Genomic DNA, 867 nt, shown 5'->3' with positions numbered 1-867 from the left:
CACTGCTCTCACGTCCCGTACAGGCCTATCTCGGCAATCAGGTGCTTGCGGCGCAGCCCCGCGGCCAGATTGCCAATCGGGCTCTCTCAAATGCGCTTCTGGCTAGCGCGGCGTTCCGCCCGCTTATGCTGCCAAGTCCGTAATTCATTGAACATGCCTGTCACGACCAACGCCGCGATGAATCCAATCATCGAGGCGAGATAGGTGTTTGGCGTCCATTTCCAATGGATGTTCGACGCGACGACAGCAAACACAATCAGTCCTTGAAGCAAAAACCACATGGCCTTAGACCCGATTCACTTTTTGCAGATCAATGCTAGAATCCAGAAGTTCATATGATTTGGGGAAACGATGGCACTTTCTGAAAAACGAAGAGAATGGCAGCGAGAATACTTTGCCAAAAGACGAGCGACCGATCCGGATTTTAAGTCGCGTCAAGCTGCATCCCGCAAGCGCTATAGAGAGCGGCTGAAAGCTAGTGGGGAGATGAAGCGTAGAAAGGCAGAGGAGCATATTCGCTACACGTATGGTCTCGCCAAAGAAGAGTACGAAGCAATGGTGAAACGCCAAAATGGCTGCTGCGCCATCTGTGGCGACTGTCCGGACAAACTTGTCGTTGATCACAATCATGGATGCGGCACCGTTAGAGGGCTGCTGTGCTCCAACTGTAACACAGGCATCGGCATGTTTAGGGACAGCACGTCTTTTCTTCTGAGCGCCATCAAATATCTCGGTGATCGGAAAGATCATGGCAACTAGCAGTCTAGACCAATCGTACATCGATGCGATCAAGGGCTCTGAAGGGTATTCGCCTCAATCCAACTGGGATTACAAACAATACAGTTCCGGCTATGGCACGAAAGCCCA

Annotated in this window: 1 protein-coding gene; it reads left to right on the top strand. The window is 51.6% G+C overall.

Features of this window, described 5'->3' with window-relative positions:
• The first annotated feature begins 351 nt into the window (after nt 1-351).
• Complete coding sequence (locus CQ12_RS43020) at nt 352-759, top strand: endonuclease VII domain-containing protein (RefSeq protein ID WP_198164361.1); 408 nt, start codon at nt 352-354, stop codon at nt 757-759.
• Nucleotides 760-867 lie beyond the last annotated feature (108 nt).

It is taken from the genome of Bradyrhizobium jicamae, assembly GCF_001440395.1.
GTDB classification, from domain to species: Bacteria; Pseudomonadota; Alphaproteobacteria; order Rhizobiales; family Xanthobacteraceae; genus Bradyrhizobium; species Bradyrhizobium jicamae.
Note: the sequence above shows the minus strand (reverse complement) of the source record. Positions and strands in the feature narration are given on the sequence as shown.

What these genes read in the sequence shown, in the direction of transcription:
- CQ12_RS43020 (WP_198164361.1), top strand. Translation starts at nt 352, where the DNA reads ATGGCACTTTCTGAAAAACGAAGAGAATGGCAGCGAGAATACTTTGCC.